At 52.1% G+C, this 22633-nt stretch carries 23 protein-coding genes and 1 tRNA gene; 18 read left to right on the top strand and 6 right to left on the bottom strand.

The annotated features are described in order from the left end of the window. The first annotated feature begins 112 nt into the window (after nt 1-112). The 15 genes from H6G07_RS14940 to blaOXA all read left to right on the top strand — a co-directional run bounded on the left by H6G07_RS14940 (nt 113) and on the right by blaOXA (nt 14118). A complete protein-coding gene (locus H6G07_RS14940; protein WP_073608926.1) occupies nt 113-853 on the top strand; it encodes a CPBP family intramembrane glutamic endopeptidase in 741 nt (246 codons plus the stop codon). 175 nt (nt 854-1028) lie between these two features. After that, nucleotides 1029-2771 (top strand): CocE/NonD family hydrolase, encoded by a 1743-nt coding sequence (locus H6G07_RS14935; RefSeq protein ID WP_073608927.1) that lies wholly within the window; start codon nt 1029-1031, stop codon nt 2769-2771. 261 nt (nt 2772-3032) lie between these two features. Further along, nucleotides 3033-3713 (top strand): stage II sporulation protein M, encoded by a 681-nt coding sequence (locus H6G07_RS14930; protein ID WP_073608928.1) that lies wholly within the window; start codon nt 3033-3035, stop codon nt 3711-3713. 71 nt (nt 3714-3784) lie between these two features. Next, nucleotides 3785-4072: a hypothetical protein gene (locus tag H6G07_RS14925; protein WP_073609010.1), complete on the top strand. Its 288-nt coding sequence runs from the start codon at nt 3785-3787 to the stop codon at nt 4070-4072. Nucleotides 4073-4729: 657 nt separating this feature from the next. Next, nucleotides 4730-5593 carry an SDR family oxidoreductase gene (locus H6G07_RS14920; RefSeq protein WP_073608930.1) on the top strand — a complete coding sequence of 288 codons (864 nt, stop codon included), beginning with the start codon at nt 4730-4732 and terminating at the stop codon, nt 5591-5593. 69 nt (nt 5594-5662) lie between these two features. Beyond that, nucleotides 5663-6274: a hypothetical protein gene (locus H6G07_RS14915; protein WP_073608931.1), complete on the top strand. Its 612-nt coding sequence runs from the start codon at nt 5663-5665 to the stop codon at nt 6272-6274. A 383-nt stretch (nt 6275-6657) separates the two neighbouring features. Beyond that, complete coding sequence (locus H6G07_RS14910) at nt 6658-7551, top strand: AraC family transcriptional regulator (protein ID WP_073608932.1); 894 nt, start codon at nt 6658-6660, stop codon at nt 7549-7551. 116 nt (nt 7552-7667) lie between these two features. After that, a complete protein-coding gene (locus H6G07_RS14905; RefSeq protein ID WP_073608933.1) occupies nt 7668-8504 on the top strand; it encodes an alpha/beta fold hydrolase in 837 nt (278 codons plus the stop codon). A gap of 128 nt (nt 8505-8632) precedes the next feature. After that, nucleotides 8633-9529 (top strand): alpha/beta fold hydrolase, encoded by an 897-nt coding sequence (locus H6G07_RS14900; RefSeq protein WP_073608934.1) that lies wholly within the window; start codon nt 8633-8635, stop codon nt 9527-9529. Between the two features lie 73 nt (nt 9530-9602). Further along, complete coding sequence (locus H6G07_RS14895) at nt 9603-10061, top strand: nuclear transport factor 2 family protein (protein ID WP_073609011.1); 459 nt, start codon at nt 9603-9605, stop codon at nt 10059-10061. A 4-nt stretch (nt 10062-10065) separates the two neighbouring features. Beyond that, nucleotides 10066-10962, top strand: coding sequence for an NmrA family NAD(P)-binding protein (locus H6G07_RS14890; protein WP_073609012.1), 897 nt, complete (start codon nt 10066-10068; stop codon nt 10960-10962). Between the two features lie 291 nt (nt 10963-11253). Then, nucleotides 11254-11847, top strand: a complete 594-nt coding sequence (locus H6G07_RS14885) for an ester cyclase (RefSeq protein WP_073608935.1) — start codon at nt 11254-11256, stop codon at nt 11845-11847. 323 nt (nt 11848-12170) lie between these two features. Then, the gene (locus H6G07_RS14880; RefSeq protein ID WP_073608936.1) at nt 12171-12374 is read left to right on the top strand and encodes a hypothetical protein; all 204 of its coding nucleotides are present in this window, start codon (nt 12171-12173) and stop codon (nt 12372-12374) included. Nucleotides 12375-12721: 347 nt separating this feature from the next. Then, nucleotides 12722-13000 carry a Rid family hydrolase gene (locus H6G07_RS14875; protein WP_242026805.1) on the top strand — a complete coding sequence of 93 codons (279 nt, stop codon included), beginning with the start codon at nt 12722-12724 and terminating at the stop codon, nt 12998-13000. 203 nt (nt 13001-13203) lie between these two features. Beyond that, nucleotides 13204-14118, top strand: coding sequence for a class D beta-lactamase (blaOXA, locus tag H6G07_RS14870; RefSeq protein WP_084173207.1), 915 nt, complete (start codon nt 13204-13206; stop codon nt 14116-14118). Nucleotides 14119-14589: 471 nt separating this feature from the next. Here blaOXA and H6G07_RS14865 read toward each other — a convergent pair whose 3' ends face one another. Together H6G07_RS14865 and H6G07_RS14860 are read right to left on the bottom strand one after the other, a co-directional pair. After that, on the bottom strand, nt 14590-14973 hold the full coding sequence (locus H6G07_RS14865) for a type IV secretory system conjugative DNA transfer family protein (protein WP_073608937.1): 384 nt from the start codon (nt 14971-14973) through the stop codon (nt 14590-14592). Nucleotides 14974-15003: 30 nt separating this feature from the next. Further along, nucleotides 15004-15375, bottom strand: a complete 372-nt coding sequence (locus H6G07_RS14860) for a hypothetical protein (protein ID WP_073609014.1) — start codon at nt 15373-15375, stop codon at nt 15004-15006. A gap of 983 nt (nt 15376-16358) precedes the next feature. Between H6G07_RS14860 and H6G07_RS14855 the strand changes: the two genes are divergently transcribed. Further along, nucleotides 16359-16643 (top strand): hypothetical protein, encoded by a 285-nt coding sequence (locus H6G07_RS14855; RefSeq protein ID WP_073608938.1) that lies wholly within the window; start codon nt 16359-16361, stop codon nt 16641-16643. A 91-nt stretch (nt 16644-16734) separates the two neighbouring features. Here the strand turns inward: H6G07_RS14855 and H6G07_RS14850 are convergent, their stop codons facing one another. From H6G07_RS14850 to H6G07_RS14835, 4 genes are all read right to left on the bottom strand, one after another. After that, on the bottom strand, nt 16735-17667 hold the full coding sequence (locus H6G07_RS14850) for an abortive infection family protein (protein WP_073608939.1): 933 nt from the start codon (nt 17665-17667) through the stop codon (nt 16735-16737). Between the two features lie 89 nt (nt 17668-17756). Next, nucleotides 17757-18245, bottom strand: a complete 489-nt coding sequence (locus tag H6G07_RS14845) for a PIN domain-containing protein (RefSeq protein WP_479684959.1) — start codon at nt 18243-18245, stop codon at nt 17757-17759. After that, nucleotides 18238-18531, bottom strand: coding sequence for a UPF0175 family protein (locus tag H6G07_RS14840; protein ID WP_073608940.1), 294 nt, complete (start codon nt 18529-18531; stop codon nt 18238-18240). The genes H6G07_RS14845 and H6G07_RS14840 overlap by 8 nt, the downstream gene beginning before the upstream one ends. A 22-nt stretch (nt 18532-18553) precedes the next feature. Beyond that, a tRNA-Pro gene (locus H6G07_RS14835) sits at nt 18554-18627 on the bottom strand. Between the two features lie 372 nt (nt 18628-18999). Between H6G07_RS14835 and H6G07_RS14830 the strand changes: the two genes are divergently transcribed. Further along, entirely contained in the window at nt 19000-20463 is a 1464-nt protein-coding gene (locus H6G07_RS14830; protein WP_073608941.1) for a phosphoglucomutase/phosphomannomutase family protein, read from the top strand. A gap of 329 nt (nt 20464-20792) precedes the next feature. Then, nucleotides 20793-21803 (top strand): protochlorophyllide reductase, encoded by a 1011-nt coding sequence (locus tag H6G07_RS14825; RefSeq protein ID WP_073608942.1) that lies wholly within the window; start codon nt 20793-20795, stop codon nt 21801-21803. Nucleotides 21804-22633 lie beyond the last annotated feature (830 nt).

The following is a 22633-nucleotide window of genomic DNA, read 5'->3' as shown; positions in this document are numbered from 1 at the left end:
CCTGAATACCTCATCAACCTCGAACTGCCTGATGAAGGGGCGACCTGAACCTTATAACCCCAAGATCGCGAAGGCTTGAAAACAATTCTGGAATGACGTTGAGGATAGAGTCATGGTTGACCATAAAAACGCTAGGCTGCGACTGTTTGGGCTGCTGTGGTTGGCAGGCATGGCTGGGGTGATGACCCTGGTGTTGGTGCCTTTGCCCTTGCTCCCAGAGGGTGCCCCACCTGCCGCCGTGGTTAGGCTGCTGGTGCTGGTGCAGCCCACAGTTTTGCTGTCGGTAGCGGTGCTGATAGGTGTGCTCTTGGCCCACCGGCTAGGGCTAAGGGCACCGGGAGCAGAGGCGCTGGCTGCTGGGCGATCGTGGCGGCAAGCTTTGGTTCCTCAACTGTTGCCCGGCGTGGTGGGTGGGTTGATCAGCGGTGCACTGCTGACGGCGATCGCCCTACTGTCTCGCCCGCTGCTGCCACCAGCCTATGAGGCGGCTGAGCCCACGCCGCTGCTAGTGCGATTTCTCTACGGCGGTATCACCGAAGAAATTTTGATCCGCTGGGGACTGATGACGCTGCTGCTATGGCTAGGCTGGCGATTTGGGCAGCAGCGCCAGGGTAAACCCCAGACCCAATGGGTGGTCGTCGCCATTGCCGTCTCCTCCCTGATGTTTGCTGTGGCCCACTTGCCCTATGCGATCGCCCTAGGACTGCCCTTAACCCCGGCCCTAGTGGGGTTCTTGCTGATCCAAAATTCTTTGGTTGCAGTAGTTGCGGGGTATTTGTTCTGGCGCTACGGGCTAGAGGCCGCCATGATTGCCCACCTGACAGTTCATGCCGTGCTGGCCCTTCTAGGTTGAGGCATTGGTTGTATGGTCAGCGGGCGCTGACCAAGTGGTCGCCCCAGGCACGCTGCCGGATGAGGTGGACGGTAAAGAGTTCACATCATGTCTCAAATTTCTTCTAACAGCTCACGAAATCGTGACCAGACTCACGTACGACTCAAGACCAACAGCTTCCATTAGGAGGAGAATTATGCGCGTTCCCAAGACCTGCGTCAGGCGCTTATTAACAGGCACAGCCGTGATGTTGCTTGTCCTCGCTGGGGCACCTGCCGCATTGACACAGTCAGAGGCGACCGCGACTGCTGCGGTTGCCACCGCCGACAAAGCGGTCACGCACACCGAGAACGACCGCGTTCCCGAAGGCGCGGCCTGGACGCAGCAATACTTTGCGTCCTCGGACGGCTCCGACGTTGAACTGCACGCCGACGTTCTGTTGCCTGAAGGACTGGCCGCAGGCGAGAGGGTGCCGGTGATCCTGGTGGTCGGGCCATACTTCGGGCACTCCGGTGAACAGGCACTGGAAAACCACGCGCACACCGGCCCCTCCAACCGCTTCAACGACCTGATCGAAGGCACTGATCTATTCAACCGCGGCTACGCCCTGGTGATGGTCGACCTGCGCGGCTTCGGCGGCTCCACCGGATGTCTAGACTTCATGGGTCCCGGTGCGCAGGCCGACGTGCAGGCCGCAATCGACTGGGCGGCGAGCCAGCCCTGGTCGACGGGTGCCGTCGGTATGTACGGCAAGTCCGCTGATGCCATCACCGGACTAATCGGCAACAACCTCAACCACGACGCGCTGAAGGCTGTCGTCGCCCAGGAGCCGATCTGGGATCTGTACCGCAACCTCTGGTCGAACGGCGTCCCCCGCTCGACCATCGTGGATGTGCCGCGCACCTACAACGAGATTGCTATCTTGCCGCAGCTGCCCGACGATGACGAGCGCTACCGGACCAATGCCGCCTACGAGCAGGTGAACCCGCTGTGCCTGCCGCTGAACTCGCTCGGTCACCAGGCCGCCAACCCGGACTCGGAGTTCTGGCAGTTCCGCAACCTAGCCGAGCGCGCCAAGGGCACCGACACTCCGCTATTGTTCACGCAGGGCTTCCTCGATTGGAAGGCCGAAGCCGAGGCAGTGGAGGAGTTCCTCACCAACCACCGGGGGCCGCAGCGCGGCTGGCTCGGCCCGTGGGAACATTACCGGGGCAACGATCGCACTGCCGATGGGAAACTGGAAATGGGCCGCGAGGGCTGGTTCGACGAGGTGATCTCCTTCTACGACCAGCACCTCAAGGGCATCGAACCGACCGTGGACTACCCAGCCTACGTCGTGCAGGACAGTACCGGTGCCTGGCGCGCCCAGGATACCTGGCCGGTCGTGGAGTACTCCACTACCATCGCGCTTGGCGGCGGGTCGTACCTGGACGACGGACTGCCCGCCGACCCCGCAGCCGAGGTTCCCAACCGTTTCTTCGTCTGGTCTGAGCCCCTTGGGCAGCCGGTTCGGATCACTGGTACGCCGCAGGTGTCTCTGAATACCGAGGGCCACGGCAACGTCATGGTCGAGCTGTACGACGTCGCCCCAGACGGCAGCGCCGTTGCGTTCAACCGGCAGGTGGCGGTAGTGAAACCCGGCACGACCAGCTTCGATCTGCGATCGACGGACTGGATGCTGCAAGCTGGTCACGCGTTGGTCGTCGAGATTGGCACCATTCAGCCCTCTCTGGCCCCGGACAACGACTGGATTGATACACCGTCGCTTGAAACAATCACCGTCAGCAATGCCCGACTCGAGCTTGCCCTGGACGACCCAGCCAACGACACCGTCATCCCTGGCGATCGCGCGCCGTGGCTGGACATCTACCGGCAGGCGTACACGGAGCAGTTGTCCCCCGGTGCCCCGAGCTTCACGCTGCCGACGGCAGACCGCTGACCCACATCCTCTGCTGGATCTTGCTGTATGCACGCGGAGGCTAACGATGCAGTGGTCAGGCTATGTCTCCACTACATGCCCAACCACGCCCCAATTTGGACACAGATGGAGTCGCGGCGCTTGGACTGCCAACGATGCAGATTGAAATCTGCATGACTGCAATTGTCCCATGAGTTTTGCATCAACAACAACGCTGCTCTACGCGGCGGTTCTCACTCTTAATCATCACTACATCCATCACCAAAAATAGGAGCTAAAAACATGTCACGCAAAGCGATTGCCACAAAGCGCCTTATTCACCCGAATCATGAAGCAAGACACATCCGCTTGCTTCGCAAACCCTTCCAGATCATTCGCGCCAATTTTCGTGCCTACCTCATCATCAACGCCATTGTGTATGGCTTGGTCTTCACCGGGATGGTAGCGGCGATGGTCTTCCCCAGTCTGGGCGCAACTCAGTCGGCCATCCTGGAAGATAACGGAACGGCGGATCTGGTTCGATCGCTATTCAATAACCCCTGGCTGTTCTCGCTGACTATCCTGGGAGTCAACGTCATGACTGGCGCGCTGCGGATCGTGCTCCCTTCGCTGATCGTTCCCTTCAGTGGCATCGCCATATTTGCGTATAAGACATTCACTTTAGGTCTAGCCATGGCCCCGTCTACCGAGATTATGGCGGTGGCACTGATCCCGCACTCGCTGACGATACTCATCGAATTGCAAGCTTACGCCCTCTTGATGTTTGGCGCATACATCCTTGGTCGGTCTTGGGTTCGCCCCGCCACCATCGGTGCTCGGAACCATCGTCAGGGTTACGTCCGTGGGCTAAAACAGCTCGGTTGGCTGAGCCTGGCCACGCTCCCACTGTTTATCATCGGCGCGATTTGGGAGGCGTTCTCGCTTCGCTACCTGGTTCCTCCGCTGACCCAATGGTTGTTGTAGCGCTAAACAAACCAAATCATGATGGTGTCTTGAATCGATTGTCAACTCTACAATTTTAGATGGTGAATCAAATGATTAAGTACAAAGATTTCGCGCCTCGAATTACTGAACGAGGACCCTTCGGTGGCCCTTCCGGGTATGAATCTTTTTCGGAGGTTGTGAGTGCTGCAAATCAGTGGATCGAAAATACAACGATACAGGTAATCAATGTTGAAACTGTTGTTTTACCCGATCGCATCGAAGGCATCGGTGATGGCGACTACGGAGTGAAGACCAGTAATGCTTTCTACCCAGTGATGATCAGTCAGGGGCTTGCAATCAATTGCTTTCAATGTGTGCGTGTTTGGTACAGAGAATAAGCTTCACCGGAGAAGAAATAATGAGACGATCTACCTTGTTTACTTTCCTGTATCTTGCTCTGGGAGTCTGTCTGACGGCGATCGCGTTTGGATACCCAAACCTGCCTTCGGGTCTTCGAACTAGCTTGTTGATCAGTGCAGGAGCGTCCTACATCGCTTGTATTTTCAATCCATTTTTGCGAGAGAGGACAAGCAGCTTCTATCGCCGCCGCAATTCATCGATCATCCTATCCTCGTTGGTGATTGGATTCACAATTATTTGGATGATCTGGCAGGTTCAGAGTCAGAACTGGACAGCGGAAGCCATTTTACAGGTGCTTCCATGGCTAATAGGTGTTTTACTGTTTGCTGAAAACATTGTGATTATAAGGCAAGTGAATTCTGAACATTAGGGTCTAAATCGGATGATGCCGAGCAATATGCCTGCACAAAACGTTAATTCGAGTCCTTGAGGCCTCGCTTTTTTAGTCAAAGCTTACTACAACACCTAGTTGCCTGACAAAACCCTTGAAACCTTTAAGCTGTTGTAGGTTGGGTTAGCGCCAGCGTAACTCAACAAAACGGTTGCTGGTGTTGGGTTACGCTTCGCTCTACACCAACCTACAGCAGAACTTTTGTCAGTCAATCAGACTACAACACCCTATCAGGAGGTTTCCAATGAACCAGAAGATTTTAGTAACTGGTGCAACTGGAAGCAACGGTACAGAGATTGTCAAACGACTCGCAGCACAGAACGTGCAAGTCCGCGCCATGGTTCGTAACCATGATCGAATAAAGAAGATTGCACTCCCGAATGTCGAAGTGGTGGAGGGGAACTTTGATCGCCCTGAGACACTGTTGGAGGCGCTGACTGAAGTAGACCGTGCCTTTCTCTTAACGAACTCTACAGAACACGCAGAAGCCCAACAACTTGCGTTTGTTGATGCGGCTCGTCAGAGTGGTGTCAAGCATATCGTCAAATTATCGCAATTTGCAGCCGATGCCCATTCGCCCGTGCGCTTTTTGCGTTACCATGCCGCAGTCGAAGCGGCAATTCAAGCATCAGGAATGACGTACACGTTTCTGCGCCCCAACCTCTTTATGCAGGGCTTATTAAACTTTAAATCGACAATCACGAGCCAAAGCGCCTTTTATGCAGCGATCGGCGATGCAAAGGTCAGCGTGGTAGACGTGCGCGATATTGCAGACGTTGCAGTAGTTTCTCTAACAGAAATAGGGCATGAGGGAAAGATTTATAACCTCACCGGGCCACAGGCATTGACTCATGCTGAGATGGCAGAACAACTCTCGGCTGCACTCAATCGTCAGATTGCATTCGTCGATATTTCATCTGAAGTAATGCGCGATCAACTGCTCAACCTTGGGATGCTAGTTTGGCAAGCAGACGGGCTGATTGAGGATTACGCGCACTACCGACGCAATGAGGCAGCAGCGGTTTCGTCTGATATACAGGACGCAATTGGTAAAGAGCCGCGCAGTTTTAAGACATTCGCCTGTGACTACGCAGCAATGTTTGGCTAGACGCAGCCCAATCAGCCTAGGCCAAATAGTACAGATATAGAGTTGAAGTGCAACTCTAGGGTGAGCATTATGATGCAGCATGAAAAACAAGATGAAACACGACAGTTGGCGGTCGCGCCTAGACTGTGGCTCTGGTGGACATTGGCTACCACAATTGCGGGGGCGATCGTCGGAGCACTGGAAGCATCAGGTTTTCAGTTTGTAGCAACCGTATTTTTTACAGGTTTATTGATTGGCACAGCCCAATGGCTCGTTTTGCGCCAGTACATTCCTAAAGCCTTTTGGTGGATAGTGGTTAGCGCACTAGGATGGACTTTTGGGTTATTGCTGGTGAGTCCTAACGTAACCCTTGATCCACTTATTCAATTCCTAAATATGCTTGGCCTATGGTATGTATTTTGGATGAATTTGGTCAAGCAGCTGATTGTACTGGCTATTCTTGGCGCGACTCAATTTCCGATTTTGAGACGATTTGTCCGTAAAGCGCATTGGTGGATTCTGGTCAGCGCTTTAGGAGGTGCACTAGCAGGGGCGGGCAGTTCGACTATCGCATATATTTTGCAGCCGGGGCTACTACCAGCACCATTCCTGACAGCATTGAGCTATGGATCAGGTTGGCTGGGCTACGGCATCGTTACCGGAATTTGCCTACAATGGTTGTTGCGTCATCAACCCCGGTAGGGCCAAATTTCATCGGATATGCACAGGAGAGATTTAGATATCAGAGAACAATAAAGCTATCCCAGGGTAAGCGCAAGAAAATTGTATCTAAGGTGTGCATTAGCTTTCGGGCGATGCAGACGTGGCTAAAAGCCTCATTTACAAGTACAAGCTGATAAAATTGATAGCGTAGAGGTAGCAGACGGGAACATTTTTGCTGGATGATCGGCTCCTGACTGAGTTGAAACAGTCTGTCTAAGGAGAGAAGTATTGATCGCTAGCCTATGGTCTAACGTTTTGGTTGCTATCTTGGCTCCCTGATTGGCAAACGCTTTTTTGTGCCATAGTTGATTTAGAAAAATTTTAATTTTTGTGACTGCAAGAAATCGGTGAGAGCAAGCTCCATGGCCAGCAACCAGCTCAACTCGCTCGAACTCAGCCACCAGTGGAACAAAACGCTGATGTTCTCCAGTCGCCAAATGGACTGGAATGGCATTTTGGTGGAGCAGTGTCAAAGCCCTGCTTCATCGTTTGAAATGGAACTCCCTGCTTTATCTGATCACTGGCTCTACTTCCACACGGGAGATTCTGCACCTTTAGTTCAAAAACGCGACGATCGCCTGCATGAATCAACTCTCCACAAAGGGGACAGCCTTCTGGTTCCAGCTGGACAACCGAGCTATTGGTGTCAAGCACCCGATATGAGTGACGTCATTTGTGCTCCGTTGCACATTTGCTTAAAACCGGAATTGATTCAACAAGTTGCTGAAGTTTCTGAAGTTGATTCAAAACGGTCTGAACTCGTGCCTTGTTTTGGTCAGCAAGATTTGCAACTGCATCAGATTGGCATGCTAATGTTCGCTGAGTTGAAATCGGGCGGGATGATGGGGCAGTTATATATCGAATCACTCACTCAGGCTTTAGTGATTCATTTACTACGCCGCTATTCGACCCTAGCGAAACCGATTGTATCACCGAACAACCGCTTAACTCATGCCCAGTTGCAGCAGGCGATCGATTACATCCACGCTCACTTAAATCGAGATTTATCCTTGGCTGAACTGGCAAGCGTCGTCAATATCAGCCCGACTTACTTTGCAAGCTTGTTTAAGAAAGTAATGGGGATTTCGCCGCATCAGTATGTGATCAAACAGCGAGTGGAACGGGCAGAAGTTATGTTGAAGGGAACAGATTTGGCGATCGCCGACATCGCTCTACAAGTCGGCTTCTCCAGTCAAAGCCATCTGACGCAACAGTTTAAGCGACTCACCGGAGTAACACCGAAACAGGTTCGCTAACACCTTAAGAATCTGACAATTCACCCTAAGAATCTGAAAGAAACCGAGCATTAGAACTCACTATACTTCGGTTAAATCAGATAAGAACATTTTGCAATGTTCATTAGGAGGTCAATATGCCTTACGTGACTGTTGGTCAAGAAAATTCTGCAACCATTGATATCTATTACGAAGATCTTGGGGCCGGTCAACCCATTGTTCTCATTCATGGATTTCCCCTCAACGGCCATTCCTGGGAAAAGCAGGTCTTGGTGCTGCTAAATGCGGGGTATCGAGTGATTACCTACGATCGCCGAGGATTTGGTGCGTCTAGCCAACCCTCGTTGGGCTATGACTACGATACCTTTGCAGCCGATTTGAACACGCTGATGACCAAACTTGACTTGCATGATGCTGTGCTGGTTGGGTTCTCTATGGGAACCGGCGAAGTCACGCGCTATCTTGGCAAATACGGCTCAAAGCGGGTGCAAAAAGCCGTGCTGATGGCTCCAGTGCCGCCCTTCCTGCTGAAGACCGCTGATAATCCTGAAGGCGTTGACCAGAGCGTTTTCGATGGCATTATGCAAGCGATCGTTAAAGACCGTCCCGCTTACTTTTCTGAGTTTTTCAGAGAATTTTTTAATGTGGATGTGCTGCTTGGCGAACGCATCAGCAACTATGCCATTCAAGCCTGCTGGAATGTAGCAGCCGGGGCTTCTGCTAAAGGAACCTTGGATTGTGTCCCGTCCTGGCTCACCGATTTCCGCGATGATCTGCCCCGGATTGATATACCTACCCTAATCATTCATGGCGATGCCGATCGCATTTTGCCATTTGAATCTACCGCCGCAAGACTCCCGAAACTGATTAAAAACAGTCAGCTTGAAATTATTCCTGGCGGGCCGCACGCCATCAACTGGACTCACGCTGATCAGGTCAATCCCATGTTGCTGGACTTTCTTCAGCAGAAATAGTCAGTGGTCTGCCGCATTTCTGAATCGCTATAAATTGGCGATCACAAGGTATGCGAAGGGTGGCCTGTGATCGCCAATTTTGAACGTCGAAGTTCAGTTGGAAGAAAATCAAAAAAGAGAATTGTACGATGAAAATACGCTATGGGTTTCGACAGGTCGGTGATGTCGAAGTGTTTTACCGCGAGGCGGGGGCAAGCGACGCGCCAGTGATACTGCTGTTGCACGGCTTTCCAACTGCTAGCCACATGTTCCGCAACCTTATCCCTCTCCTTGCCGATCGCTTTCGGCTCGTTGCGCCAGATCTGCCTGGTTTCGGACAGACCAAGGCACCGCCACGTGGGGCCTTCGACTACAGCTTCGACCATCTTGCCGACGTGATTGAGAGCTTCGTCAATGCTTTGTCGCTCGATCGTTACGTGCTCTACATTTTCGACTACGGTGCGCCAGTGGGTCTGCGTCTGGCAATACGCCACCCTGAAAGGATATCCGCAATCGTCTCGCAGAACGGCAATGCCTATCTTGAAGGTTTTAGTGATGAATGGGGTTCGTGGGAGACCTATTGGCGCGAACCGAGCGCAGCAAACCGGGAAGCCTGCCGACCCTCGCTCGCGCCGGACACAATCCGGAATTGGCAGTATGGGACCGGAGCCGATCCAACCCTTTTGTCACCCGACGGCTACGAACTCGACATCGCCTACATGGGGCGGCCAGACGCGGAGGAGATCCAGCTCGATCTGATCCTCGATTACCGCAGCAACGTCGCGCTCTATCCAGCCTTCCAGTCCTACTTTCGTGAGCACCGTCCGCCGTTTCTCGCCGTCTGGGGTCGTCATGATCCGGCATTTCTGCCCGCTGGTGCTGCTGCTTATCAACGCGATCTCCCGGATGCAGAGATTCATCTGCTCGATGCCGGACATTTCGCGCTGGAGACCCATGCGGAAGAGGTGGCAGCGTTGATCCGCACGTTCCTCGACAACGCGATCGGTTCCACGCTGCGTCTTGAAGGTGATTGCACAAGAATCTGACAATTCACCCTAAAAATCCGAGGGAAAGCAGCAAGAGGAAATGCACCTCAATGATGAGATTAAGGAGAACCCAATGCAGTTAACACCGGATCAAGAGCAACAGACGGCTACTCAAGTATTGACCGCTCTTTTATCGGTTGTGGGCAAGGATGTTCAAGCTTGGCTAGACCTGTTTGTCGAAAATGCAGTGATTGAATTCCCGTATGCTTCCACGACACCAGGACGACTAGAAGGCAAAGAAGCCCTCTACAACTACATGAAAGACGTACCAGCACAAATGCAAAACTTGGTGTTTAGCAACATTCAGGTTTACCCAACATCAAACCCGAATGTTGTATTGGCTGAGGTTCATGGAGAAGCCGACATTGTTTCCACGGGTCGTCACTATCAACAAGATTACGTGATGCGACTGGAAATTAGGGAAGGCATGATCATTCACTATCGCGAATATTGGAATCCAATGCCCGCGCTTGAGGCATGGGGTAGCACAGAACATTTGAGCCAATCTTTTAATGTCGATCGTACGGAGTAAAGATATGAAGATTGTGATTGCTGCCGCTTCCGGCAACATTGGACGACGCACCGCAGAGAAAGTCGTCCAGGCTGGAGCTGAAACCATTCTGCTCACACGACAGCCAGAGAAGTTAGCCGATTTAGTCGTTCAAGGTGCGATCGCTAAGCCTATCAGCAGCGATGATACCCAAGGATTGATCGAGGCGACGCAGAATGCAGATGCTTTGTTTTGGCTGACTCCACCCAAAATGGACGCAATTAGCTTAGGCGACTGGTACATTCAGACGGCAATGAGCGGGGCTAAAGCCGTGCGCGAAAACCGCATTGAACGAGTGGTCAACATTTCTAGCCTAGGTGCAGGTGCAGGACCACATTTAGGAACAGTTACATTCATTGGAAGCGTTGAATCGATCTTCAACCAAGCTTGCTCAAATGTGCTGCACCTACGTCCTGGCTATTTCATGGAGAATTTTCTAGAGCAAGTCCAGTTTATTCAGCGAGACCACACTGTTTACTTTCCCTATGCCAGTGACCATGATATTCCTTGGATTAGTACAGACGACATCGGGGATGAAGCTGCAAAATATTTGCTTGACACACACTGGGCAGGACAATGGACACACAATTTGATGGGACCAGAAAATTTAACGCTGTCTGAAATCATTGCGGTTCTCTCACGGGTACTTGATCGTCCAATCAAGTATGTTCAAGTAACCATTGAATCAATTCAGCAGCAACTTGCATTAACTGAGGTAACTCCTGATGTACAACGAGAGCTAGGGAATTTGTTCAATGCTCTTGGCAATCCTGACGGCATCTATGCGACAGTCCGAACACCTGAAGCTGCTACATCAACTACATTCGAGCAGTTTGCAACACATAAGCTACTCTCGCACATTCTACAATCTTCAAGACAATGAGGAGTTACATCTCAGAGGGAGAACATCTCAATATTGGTGCGATTATTTTCCCAGGTCTCGATCAGACGGACTTTACCGCGTCGCTTGAAGTCCTTTCGCGGCTCCCGAATTCTACTTTCCATATTCTTTGGACTGAACGGTGTTCCTTCGGCAAAACTTCCCAGTATGAATCAGGGCAAACTCATTATGAAGGTTTCAGAAGAGTAGGAACTAAGAAAATCATAAGAATCTGAAAGAATTTAAGCATTGGCATCAATACAGTTGGGATAGAACGAATTAGGAGAATCTAACATGGTCAAAGAGCAAATCGCAGACAAACAAGCAAATGTACAGGCAACCCCCAATCTGACACCTGCTCAGGAAGCCTTTCAAGCACTCTGGGATGAGCATCTGCGGCTTGAGTTTGACACTCACAACACCGAAGACACTCTCGCCACAATGGTTGAGGATGCTTATGTGAATGGCATTCCGGTCATGACTGGGGGAGTAGGGAAACCGGCACTGCGTGAGTTTTATTCCAAGTACTTCATTCCACAGATACCGCCGGACATAGAGTTGGTTCCGGTCTCGCGCACAATCGGGACCAATCAGCTCGTCGATGAAATGCTAATTAAGTTCACTCATTCTATCCAGATGGACTGGATACTACCTGGCATTGCTCCGACAGGGAAACGGGTTGAAATAGCACTAGTCGTGATTGTTCAGTTCCGTGATGGCAAACTAGCCCATGAACACCTCTATTGGGATCAGGCGAGTGTATTGGTTCAACTTGGCATGCTTGATCCGGCTACACTGCCCGTTGTAGGGGCTGACAGTGCGCGCAAGGTATTGGATCCGAGCTTGCCCTCAAACGCACTGATCGATCGTGCCAGCGATCGCAACTAAAGGTTAGAACAAGCTTTTCATCAATGCTTAGACCTGCGATTAACCTGAGTTCGGGATAAACCCAGGACTGCAATCGTTAGAAACCGTCTCCTGGCTTGCTCTGGAGCCCTTACCCTACATCCCTCCCCGTGGGAGAGGGACTTTGAACCCCTCTAGCTCCCCTCTCCTGCTGTGAGAGGGGTTGGGGGTGAGGGCTCAAGGGGATAGGGCCACTGAGCTTAACCCGAACTGAGGTTGCGATTAGGTCTAAATGTTTCTCAGCGATTGACTGGAATGACATTGAAACAGGTTTACGATCTCGTTCGGGGCGGCGGGTACAAAATATGACGCATTCAATATCACAACGCAAGAATGATTCTGAGCATGAAATTGCATCTCGGACTGATTCTCTCAGTGACTCTAAAGTTAATGATGCCTTGATTGCGATCGCGCAAGAAGTCGCTGAGTTACTGAAAAAATCCTATCTAGCACAAACTGATGAAATCGACAGCATAGAGTTAATAGTCGGGAGCAATTTTGCTGAATGATGATCAGCGGCTGAGGTGGAAAAGGCTGTCTAAGGAGAGGTAATTTTTTAGGGGTTGATGAAAGAGTAAGGGTTTCAAGCGAATACCACCGAAATAGGTTCGTTAGCCCCATAAAAATCTGATAAATCACTGTAAAAATCTGAAAGAAGCTGAGTGTTAAAACCTACTACACTCAAGTTAGCTAAGACAAGGAAAATCTAGAAGTTAGTCACCATGTCTGAAGTGCCTTCTAACTTTCCACAGCAGTCGGACAAGACCCTCGTCGCGTCTTCATTCCGAGACGCCCCAGCGTCAAACCTAAGGATTTAGAAATCCCTATCGACAATTGTACTGAACGAAGAAACACCATGAATAAGCCCGAGTTTTTTGTCACCCCCGGCTATGGGGAATACATGCTGAATAACTTGCATTACTCTCAAGCGCTAAAAATTGGCGATCGCGTGGAGACATCAGGACAAGGCGGCTGGGATGACAATCTGCAAATTCCCGAACCACTGGCGGATGAGATTGCCCAGGCGTTTCGGAACGTAGAGCGAACCCTGGCGGCTGCCGGGGCGGGTTGGGAGCATGTTGTCCACATCAATTCTTACCATGTTGGCGGGTTGCCCCAGAAGTTAACGATGTGATGGTCAGGCTATATCGCCATTACATACCCGACCATGCCCCAATTTGGACACAGGTAGGCGTCTCGGCTCTTGGGCTGCCAACGATGCGGATTGAAATCCGCGTGACTGCAATTGTTCCATGAGTTTTGCATAGGCGGCAGCAGTTTCGCTAGCGCTGCCGCCTATGCGTAGAACGAAAACTTTTACCGCAGCAAGATAGCATTATGAATCATCGTTTCCTTTTCCTTGTTTCTTTGGTCATAAGTAGTGCAGGGATATCGCTTACTTCACCTATCTCAGCAGAGCTAAGTAATAGACTACATACTCCGCAGATTGCGCAGCGACCGAAGATAAGTAATTCGACCACCGTAGACAATAGGTCTTTGGGCAGTGTAGAAAGGCAAGAGCGCCCGGATTGGGCCAGTTTCTTCGACGGCGCTGAGGCTCAAGGAACTATCGTGGTATTAGATCAGCGCGGAGATGCTCAGCAGTTGTGGGTCTACGACCAGGAACGGGCTGACAGAGCTTATTCCCCAGCATCAACGTTTAAGATTCCGCATTCTCTCTTTGCGCTCGATGCAGGTGTCGTTCGCGATGAATTTCAAGTTTTTGAGTGGGATGGAGTGGAGAGGGATTTCGCTCCACACAATCAGGATCAAACGTTGCGCTCAGCTATGCGAAACTCAGCCGTTTGGGTTTACGAAATGTTTGCTGACGAAATCGGAGAAGCGAAAGCAAGAGAGTATCTAACGCAAATTGATTACGGAAACGCAGACCCAAGCACTAGCGAAGGTGCTTACTGGATTGATGGAGCGTTAGCAATCTCAGCACAAGAGCAAATTTATTTTCTACAGAAGCTGTATCACAACGAACTCCCTTTCAGGGTTGAGCACCAACGATTAGTCAAGGATATTATGATCGTTGAAGCAGAGCGGGATTGGATTCTACGGGCTAAAACTGGCTGGGAAGGGCGCTGGGGGTGGTGGGTAGGGTGGGTCGAGTGGCCAACAGGCCCTGTGTTCTTTGCTCTCAATATCGATACGCCAAACCGATTGGACGACCTCTATAAAAGAGAGGAAATTACACGCGATATCTTGCAATCCATTGATGCATTGCCTGCGGAAGAAAATCCTAAATAGCGTTAGCTTATCGGTACATCTTTCTTGCGTACAATTGGGAAACTCTGTCCATTGTGACGTCATCGAGCTCTTCCTTGACTGTCTCAAATGAGATGATGCTGCTCAAAAAAATCAATTAGTCGAGGTTCGATTAAGCTATCAATTCTCCTAATTGCTAGTAGGGGTATGCGATCGCGACATAATCGGGATAGGGAGAATCCTCACGAATTCTCCCTCCCACACCGCCCATCGTGCGGCTCTGCAGATTGCTAGGGCATAGCTCTTGAGGGCATAGGTGAGGGAATGGGAGCGGGACTCTAGTGGGCTATCCCCATGCAGCAACGCCTGGGCCTTTGCTGCGGCCAGCTCCTCCAGCCGCAAGACTCCCGGTTGGGCAGGCTGTGGCTGAATTAGGGGTCGAGACTGACGGGTTCGACCTTGCTCCCTGCGACCACTCACCGGGTACAGCCCGATCGCATCCAACCGCTCTACCTAAATCGGCGGCACCCGCTGCACATTGACATAGGCCTTGCCACTTGGGCCAACCGTCGGCGAGAGCACGGTGAAGCGCCCTTGCCCCAGAGCCTCCCCCATGTGCTGGCCACCCACCCCATTCAGCGAGAAATTGGTGAACGACTTTTTGTGAGCCAGGGCTTCGGTGAGCTGATTGTCTGCGGCGGCAAAGAAGCCATCCTCACTGCTCTGGGTCATCAGCCGAAAGTTTCTGTTCAGCACGGCGGCGATTTGCCGCGCCATTTTGGCATCGGACTCGCTGCGGAGGAAGCCGATGGGGTTGCACACTTCGGACTCAGGAAAGCCAGGGGCCAGCACTCGCACGTCATAGCGCCACGAAAAAAGCCCGTAAGCTATGCTCACGAGCCTTGAGAATTGGGTTTTGAGAATGGCTTAGGACGCGTTGGCCTTGGGGGTGCGGCGGGGACGCTTATACTCTGACTTCTTTTTGTAGCCGACGGCAGCGGCTTCGTCACTGTTGGAACCATACTGGCCGCGCACGGTTTCTTTCATCGCCATCACCATGTCGTGAAATTCGACTTCGGCCATGCGGGCTGCATCGGAGGCGGCTTTGATGGCGGCCAAGAGTTCGGTTTCTTGTTGCTGCTTGGCCCGCATGGTTTCGTAACCCGCTTTAAGCGCTTCGGGGGTAGCCTCACTGCGAACTGGGATATAGGTTTTGATGAAGTTCATGCTGTGGAAGGAATTAATATCGGCTTCAATGGTTTTGGCCGGAATGCGACGGGAAAAGTCAACGGTGTTCATGATAGATACGCCCTGAATAGGGGTGGATAAGTAGGTTAATTTGGGTTGCGTGCAAAGCCGCCGCAGGTCTGGGGCGATGACCTGGAGAAGCGGATTGAGTTGCAGCAAAGGGTAAACCGAGACGACGGCAGGGGTTGGCGTCTGTGTGTCTCGCCTAAGGGTAGATTGCCCGGTAGAAACGGCTCGAACTGCGGAGAACTAGCAAGATTGCAAATAGAAAGAATGGATTTTGATGAAGAAAGGGTGAATCGAGCAGGGCGGAGAAATGGACTTTGCAGAGGCATCATTCAGTGAGGCGCTGCTCATTGAGTTTGTTGAGGGATCTGGTTGTTTTGGATTGGTGGCAGCATTGCTTGCGACCCAAATACAAGATTCTGCTCTATAGAAACGAAGATTTGCATTGATGGAGAAATCATTCGCAGGTCTGGAGGAAAGGTTCGCAGGCCTAGAGGAATGATCTGTGGCGCTGGAGGAAGCCTCTGCGAGATCGAAGGAATGATCTGCGCGGGTGGAGAAACCTTTCGAGTGAGCGAAGGAATGGGTTTGGCCTGCTGAAGCAGCCTCCGAGCAGTCAAACCAACTTTTCAGCGGGCAAAACAAAGGTTTCGTGGGGGCAGAGGAAGGGTTTACAGGGTCTAAGGAAGGGTGTGGCGCTGTGGATAACCCCTACCAGTAGCGGAAGCAAGAGTATGAGTCTAGAAATCAGGTTTCTAGAAGACGGTAACAATTCTTACTTGCGTCCGGTGCGCCATTGGATTAAATTACTCTGCTAAGGCTGTGTGCGTGCAGTCTGAACGTCCCAAAAATTTGGTCAAGCGCCACTGGAAGGAGATTAGGCCCTCCAACCAGCGGCTAACCCCGTCGACAGGAGTCGCTGTCTCGGAGGCTAAGGTGATTTTACCTGGCCGTCCTGAACTGCAACATGTCTGGGGCGGCCAAGTTTTTGGGATTCCTACCCATCGTTAGTAAGGAATCCCTGAATTATGTTGTGTTTGCCATATTTGGTGTCGTCTGCCCAAAACCGGGAGGCGACCAATCCGCTGCTGCTGGCAAATCCTGAAGCCCAGCCGGGGCGCGAGCGATTGCGCCATCTGGTGATTGGCTCACCCGAGGGGGTGCGAGCCACCATCAACCAGCTGCATGTGCTGAGCTACGCCGACCAAATGACCTGGAGCCAGTTGATTGCAATACCGCGATCGGGGATTTTAATTACCCCAGAGCAAGGCGAGGTGTTTAGTCTGCTGAGGCGCGATCGGCAGCTCAATTAACCCACCTATAGGATGGGCAAAAGGAACCCGAACCCCTTATTTGAGCCTTTGCAGTGGTGGCATGGCTTCAACCCTTTGCCCATCCTAAGTTCTATAGATGTTCACTTGCGCTGTTCGCGTCGACCAGGAAAAGAATGCTTGTCGCCGTCAAATTCAGCGCGTACCGCGCCATATATTCAGGAACTGCGATAGGAATAGTTCCTTGGCCGTGCCCACCGTTCTTATTCCGAACCGTAGGAACACCACTCTCCAGTAACGAACGCAGCGAGGTGAACTGAGAATTAAGGTATGTAGGAAGCAAGCCATTAGCAAAGCAGATATTTAGGAGAGACTTTGCCGTATCATTAGATTGTGTTGGCCATCCACGAAGCTCACATATAGCCTTCATAGTACTTTCGAAAGCTTTAAGGCATTCGACCAAGCACTCTTTGTTTCGCCCATGTCGATAGTGCTCATGTGCAAGAAGAAACTCTTCATTAGCTCCTTGAAAGCCACTTTCTCTAAGAATAGCGAGGGTAGGCTTGACGGCCTCTGAATGCAAAAACTCTGAATCAATGCGGATCAACTCATTGGATTCAAACTGGAAGCCAATGCCGTGCTCCTTGAACCGCTCATTAAGTTCAGCAATCGCCTCTTCTGGATTAATATTCCGGGTGGTATTGTTTTGGTACGAGTGATTTTCTGCAATTAATACGTTAATTACCTTGAAACAGAGCTCGACGACATCAAGCGCTCGATCAACCGATTCTTCCTGCAAGAAAAAGTTAAAAAGCGAATCTTGGACTGACTCAGGATGCTTTGTAAGCTCAAATACTCCATACTCTCTGCATAGAGTCTGATTAACAAGCTCGTATGCTTCCTCAACGTCGCTCACACTATAATAGTTCTTTTCACCAAAAGCATCTTTAATAATATGAATGATCTGGACTCGCAGTTCCTGCGGTAGCTCGTCGTACACGTACACATCTGGCGTTTCACCTCGGGCTCGACGCTGACGCTTAGAGAAAAGGTCAAAAACTCCCATACAATTCCTATTGTCTTTCAAGTTGAAAACGGGGTTCGATGAAGCTAACTGGCAGGCAGCCTCACAAATGATCTCTCAATTGTTCTGTCTTACATTTCATTGACATACTCAAGTACAGCCGCAATAAAACGCCGACTGAAATATATGCCAGCCTCGTGCATAGATTCTAGCAACGGTTTAACAGCGACAATCTGCCCCTGCTGTTTCGCCTGAATCAATAGACCTACCGAGCCTATTACCCTAAGCTGCAACGACTCAGCGACCTTGCGACCAGTCAATTCATCCATCAGCACTAGCGTTGTCCGTCGTTCTATCGCTAAGGCAATTACTTCAGCTTCACCCCTGTCTAGCGTGGGTAATAGCAGCCGCATTTGCTCCTCAGATTGCAGCTTTTCAACTCGAATCCAAGATTCTTGGGCTAGGTTAATCTGCCCAGCACCCGAGCCTTTATAATCCATCACTTCCTCAGCGACAGCATTTGGAATAATTAGCTGCTCAACCACATTTTGCATGAGCGAGAGCTGCCCAATTCTGGCAAACGCAATCAGGGGCGTGGCGTTGCAGATAATGTCAGTCACGGTCTACCAATTCAGCAATGCCAGCCAGATCGGTTGCAAGCGCAGACTCATCGTAGTCAAAAACCACAATGCCCCGTTGAGTCAAAAGATCCATAAACGTCAGGCGATTTAAACCCGCCAGCTCAGCGGCTTTGCCCAAAGAGAGCTGCTTCTCTTGAAAAAATGAAATTGCAGCCAGCAATCGAATCCGCTCCCCCAAGTCAGTTGCCCCCATTTTGAGAGCAGCCAGCATATCCTGCGAGACTTCGAGCGTGATTGTTTCTGTACCCGACGACGCGTAGTCCATAAGACTCGCTTTAACGAAAGAATCGGGATGGCGGGATTCGAACCCACGGCCCCTTCGTCCCGAACGAAGTGCGCTACCAAGCTGCGCTACATCCCGTTTTTACTCAACTAGGGTAACACGACAGCCCCCCACCGTTGGCAAATTTTAGGTCAGCAGCGGCAATTCGCAAGGTCCGTAGCCTACGGCACCCCAAAAACACCAATCAACTCAGCCCAAGCATCTCTCCACTAGCGCCCCAGCTCGACCACCATTGCCCTTAATCAGCCGCGTCATCCCACCGTGACCTAGCATTTGCGCCAAAGCCGCGATCGCCTCAGGACAATTCGCCAATCTTTTCAAACTTTTCGGCAAAACCAGCCGGTTGGGTAAATTGTCCGTAGTGCCGCCGCCCTGTCCGTGTCACCGCCGAATTAAGCGGGTAAACTCAGAGAAAATCCGCTCTTTATCCCCCGACATTTGGAATCTGCTATGGCAGCACCTTCAGGCCCCATCCCAGCTACGCCGAAGCCCATCAAATTTGGTACCGATGGCTGGCGCGGCATTATCGCCGCCGACTTCACCTTTGAGCGCGTCGCTCAGGTGGCGGCGGTTTCGGCCCACGTGCTGCACCAGTGCTTTGGGGCCGAAACCGGCAGCCGCACCATTGCCGTCGGCTACGATCGCCGCTTTCTCGCCGCCGAATTTGCCCGCACCGCCGCCGAGGCGATCGCCGCCCAGGGCTTCGACGTGCTGCTCTCCCAAGATTTTGCCCCCACCCCCGCCTTTAGCTACGCCGCCAAGCATCAAACTTTGCTTGGGGCGATTGTCATCACCGCTAGCCACAACCCCCCCACCTACTCCGGGCTCAAAATTAAAGGAGCCTTCGGCGGCTCTGTCTCCCCTGAGGTGACCCAGCAAGTCGAGGCGCTGTTGCCCACTCCCCCCGCCCCCCTCGGCAAACCCGGCCAAATTGAAACCTTCGACCCCTGGCCCGACTACTGCACCGCCCTTCAGGCCGAGGTCGATGTCGCCGCCATTCAGAGCGCCATCTCCAGCGGCAAGCTGACGGTGTTTGCCGATGTCATGTACGGCTCCGCCAGCGGTGGGCTGCCCCGACTGCTGGGCGAAGGCAGCATCCACGAGCTGCACAGCGAGGCCGACCCGCTGTTTGGCGGCAACCCGCCTGAACCCCTGCCTAAGTATCTGGGCGAAATGCTAGAGACCGTCAAAGAGTATCCCGCCAAAGAAAGCGTCAAAGTGGGTCTGGTGTTTGATGGCGATAGCGATCGCATCGCCGCCGTCGACGGCCAAGGCAATTTCCTCAGCTCTCAAATCCTCATCCCCATTCTGATCGACCACCTCAAGTCGCGCCGGGGCTACAGCGGCGAAATCGTCAAAACCATCAGCGGCTCCAACCTGATTCCAGCGGTGGCCAAGCTCAACGGCCTAGAGCTTTACCAAACCGCCGTCGGCTACAAGTACATTGCCGATCGCATGCAGGAGGCCAAAGTGCTGCTGGGGGGCGAAGAATCCGGCGGCATCGGCTACGGCCACCACATCCCCGAGCGCGACGCCCTGATGTCAGCCCTCTATGTATTAGAAGCCGTCGTCGCCTCCGGCCTCGACCTCAGCGACTACTACCGCAGCCTGCAAGAGAAAACCAACTACTTCTCCGAGTACGATCGCATCGACCTGCCCCTGGCCAGCATGGAAGTGCAGGCCAAGCTGCTTGAGGCCCTCGCCACCGCCCCCCCCGCCGAAGTCGCGGGCAAAGCCGTCACCCACATCCTCGACATCGACGGCTACAAACTCACCCTGGCCGACGACAGCTGGCTACTGATCCGCTTCAGCGGCACCGAACCCGTGCTGCGCCTCTACAGCGAAGCCAAAACCCTCGATGAGGTGCACAAACATCTGCACTGGGCGAAGGATTGGGCGAGTTCGTTTACGTAGGTGGTGGTGGGTATAGGATGAAAGGTATAGGGTTTTAGGCCGAGCCTTTGACCGGTGCTGCTGAATCGAGGAATGAACCAGCAAAAAGCCTTTAGACGCTGCATGGCCCCCTAAATCCCCCAATTCTGGGGGACTTTGAGACTCTGGCTCCCCCCAGAATTGGGGGGCTGGGGGGGCAAATCATACTTGCGTTAAGCAATGCCCCTTATACCTTTCACCTAAAACCCTATACCCGATGTAACAACACCTCAAAAAACATTAAGACACTGCATCACTGTCCACGTCATCCTTAACACTGGAATGCTAGAAGCGATTTTTCAGTCTTAAAGATGGTTATGGAACAGCAGAAAACAGTCATTGTGACCGGGGCTTCCTCTGGGGTGGGGCTCAACGCCGCCAAGGCCCTGGCCGATCGCGGCTGGCATGTGGTGATGGCCTGCCGCAATGTCGATAAAACAAAGCAGGTGGCCCAAGAGCTTGGCATCCCGAGCGATCGCTACAGCATCATCCACCTCGATCTCGGCTCCCTAGCCAGCGTGCGCCAGTTTGTCAGCGACTTTCGGGCTACGGGCCGCAGTCTAGAGTCGCTGGTGTGCAACGCCGCCGTCTACTACCCGCTGCTCAAAGAGCCGATGTACAGCGAAGATGGCTACGAAATCAGCGTGGCTACCAACCACCTGGGCCACTTCCTGCTGTGCAACCTGCTGCTGGATGACATTAAAGCCTCCCCCGCCAACGACAAGCGCCTGATCATCCTCGGCACCGTCACCGCCAACCCCAAAGAGCTGGGCGGCAAGATTCCCATTCCCGCCCCTCCCGATCTCGGCAACCTAGAAGGATTCGAGGCCGGGTTCAAAGCCCCGATCTCGATGATCAACAACAAGAAATTCAAGTCGGGCAAGGCCTACAAAGACAGCAAGCTGTGCAACGTGCTTACCATGCGCGAGTTGCACCGCCGCTACCACGATGCAACGGGCATCACCTTTAGCTCGCTGTATCCCGGCTGTGTGGCCGACACGCCCCTGTTCCGCAACCACTTCAAGGCGTTTCAGACCATCTTCCCCTGGTTCCAGAAGAACATCACGGGCGGCTATGTCACTCAAAAGCTGGCAGGTGAGCGGGTGGCCGATGTGGTCACCGACCCCGAGCTGAAGGAGTCTGGCATGTACTGGAGCTGGGGCAATCGCCAAAAGCCAGGTCGCCGCTCCTTTGCCCAGGAGGTTTCGAACGAAGCTCTGGATGACGCTAAGGCCCGCAAACTGTGGGATCTCAGCGCTCGCCTGGTGGGATTAGACGATGAGACAGCCCGGAGTATTCCTGCTGCTGCTGGCTCGGTGTAAGGGTTAATCTCCCTACCTTGCCTTCAACATCTTGCCTTACGCAAGGTAGGGAGATCTAAATCAGCCCCTACCTTGCGGGGAGCTACAGCATCTATAACCAAGGACTTTGAGCCTAACTTGCTCTTCAAACGCTAGAAATTAGCTACAAAGCTCCTCGAAATTCTATTTTGGAGGACTATGTAGTAAGAATTTTATGCGTGAAATGCGTGGAGCCGATAGAGTCCATTAATATCTTCTACATAGATTACATCAGATAACCGCTGCAACCAAGCTTTACCTTCGACGACAATTTAAAGACAATATCTTGTTGTTGCTGAAAGTCTTTAGCAGTAGACTAGGCTTAACTAGAGCTTGGCCTTTCATCTATAGCATAGGCCTTGGCAATAGTGTAAACGTAGATGAAGTTGTTGTATGTTTATCTCAGTTTTCAACAAATCACGCGTCTACACTAATATCTATCAGCCTATGCTGAAAGGGCTACGGCTAGCTCGTTTGAGCCGAGTGTGCATGCCCGTCATGGCTGTAAGAATTCCAGGCGGCTTGACTCCCCCCTAAATTAGTCATTGTCTGCCTAAGATAAGTGTTGGCAAAGGTACCCCAAAGCTAGAATCTCAGACAGGGTTCTGCACCAGATTGTATCTTCCAGCGAGAATAAACAGGTCGCTAAGATCGGCCTTGAAATTTGCTGTAGTTAGCAACACTGAAGATTAAATTTTTTGGGTTTCTAGCCGCAAGAGCTACATTATCATTTGTCCGTCGCTATTGTTGCGATCGCAACATGCGTTCTTCCAAGGAGCGCAATAGCACAGGCATAAAAGGATTTTGTCGCC

It is taken from the genome of Phormidium tenue FACHB-1052 (assembly GCF_014696675.1).
GTDB classification, from domain to species: Bacteria; Cyanobacteriota; Cyanobacteriia; order Phormidesmidales; family Phormidesmidaceae; genus Nodosilinea; species Nodosilinea tenuis_A.
The sequence above is the reverse complement of the archived record's forward strand: the minus strand, read 5'-3'. Positions and strand labels throughout refer to the sequence as shown.

Coding starts and splice junctions, on each gene's coding strand:
- H6G07_RS14940 (WP_073608926.1), top strand. CDS start 113: ATGGTTGACCATAAAAACGCTAGGCTGCGACTGTTTGGGCTGCTGTGG.
- H6G07_RS14935 (WP_073608927.1), top strand. CDS start 1,029: ATGCGCGTTCCCAAGACCTGCGTCAGGCGCTTATTAACAGGCACAGCC.
- H6G07_RS14930 (WP_073608928.1), top strand. CDS start 3,033: ATGTCACGCAAAGCGATTGCCACAAAGCGCCTTATTCACCCGAATCAT.
- H6G07_RS14925 (WP_073609010.1), top strand. CDS start 3,785: ATGATTAAGTACAAAGATTTCGCGCCTCGAATTACTGAACGAGGACCC.
- H6G07_RS14920 (WP_073608930.1), top strand. CDS start 4,730: ATGAACCAGAAGATTTTAGTAACTGGTGCAACTGGAAGCAACGGTACA.
- H6G07_RS14915 (WP_073608931.1), top strand. CDS start 5,663: ATGATGCAGCATGAAAAACAAGATGAAACACGACAGTTGGCGGTCGCG.
- H6G07_RS14910 (WP_073608932.1), top strand. CDS start 6,658: ATGGCCAGCAACCAGCTCAACTCGCTCGAACTCAGCCACCAGTGGAAC.
- H6G07_RS14905 (WP_073608933.1), top strand. CDS start 7,668: ATGCCTTACGTGACTGTTGGTCAAGAAAATTCTGCAACCATTGATATC.
- H6G07_RS14900 (WP_073608934.1), top strand. CDS start 8,633: ATGAAAATACGCTATGGGTTTCGACAGGTCGGTGATGTCGAAGTGTTT.
- H6G07_RS14895 (WP_073609011.1), top strand. CDS start 9,603: ATGCAGTTAACACCGGATCAAGAGCAACAGACGGCTACTCAAGTATTG.
- H6G07_RS14890 (WP_073609012.1), top strand. CDS start 10,066: ATGAAGATTGTGATTGCTGCCGCTTCCGGCAACATTGGACGACGCACC.
- H6G07_RS14885 (WP_073608935.1), top strand. CDS start 11,254: ATGGTCAAAGAGCAAATCGCAGACAAACAAGCAAATGTACAGGCAACC.
- H6G07_RS14880 (WP_073608936.1), top strand. CDS start 12,171: ATGACGCATTCAATATCACAACGCAAGAATGATTCTGAGCATGAAATT.
- H6G07_RS14875 (WP_242026805.1), top strand. CDS start 12,722: ATGAATAAGCCCGAGTTTTTTGTCACCCCCGGCTATGGGGAATACATG.
- blaOXA (WP_084173207.1), top strand. CDS start 13,204: ATGAATCATCGTTTCCTTTTCCTTGTTTCTTTGGTCATAAGTAGTGCA.
- H6G07_RS14860 (WP_073609014.1), bottom strand. CDS start 15,375: ATGAACACCGTTGACTTTTCCCGTCGCATTCCGGCCAAAACCATTGAA.
- H6G07_RS14855 (WP_073608938.1), top strand. CDS start 16,359: ATGTTGTGTTTGCCATATTTGGTGTCGTCTGCCCAAAACCGGGAGGCG.
- H6G07_RS14850 (WP_073608939.1), bottom strand. CDS start 17,667: ATGGGAGTTTTTGACCTTTTCTCTAAGCGTCAGCGTCGAGCCCGAGGT.
- H6G07_RS14840 (WP_073608940.1), bottom strand. CDS start 18,531: ATGGACTACGCGTCGTCGGGTACAGAAACAATCACGCTCGAAGTCTCG.
- H6G07_RS14830 (WP_073608941.1), top strand. CDS start 19,000: ATGGCAGCACCTTCAGGCCCCATCCCAGCTACGCCGAAGCCCATCAAA.
- H6G07_RS14825 (WP_073608942.1), top strand. CDS start 20,793: ATGGTTATGGAACAGCAGAAAACAGTCATTGTGACCGGGGCTTCCTCT.